The 353-nt window shown below is 32.0% G+C and carries 1 pseudogene; it reads left to right on the top strand.

The annotated features are described in order from the left end of the window. Positions 1-353: pseudogene (locus ACG9ZB_RS16775) on the top strand (IS701 family transposase); the annotation flags it as partial.

Raw genomic sequence — 353 nt, 5'->3', positions numbered from 1 at the left:
TACACACCTCACGACCTATATCAAGAAGCAATTCAACATATTGATAATAATAAACTTATAGTCAGTATTGATGATACTGTTTTAGATAAACCATATACTCAACATATGGACTTAGTTAGCTATTTTTGGTCAGGCAAACACCACCGATCCGTCAAGGGTATTAATCTCATTACATTGTATGCGACAGATCAAAATGGTCAAAATATTCCAATTAATTTCCGAATTTATGACAAATCTCAAAGTAAAACCAAGAATAATTACTTTATGGATATGTTAAGTGAAGTACTCAGTTGGGGTGCAAAGATTCAATTTATTACAGGTGATAGTTGGTATTCATCGACTGGAAATCTAAA

Origin of the sequence: Acinetobacter johnsonii, from assembly GCF_048551975.1 — a bacterium.
Lineage (GTDB): Bacteria > Pseudomonadota > Gammaproteobacteria > Pseudomonadales > Moraxellaceae > Acinetobacter > Acinetobacter johnsonii_A.
Note: the sequence above shows the minus strand (reverse complement) of the source record. Positions and strands in the feature narration are given on the sequence as shown.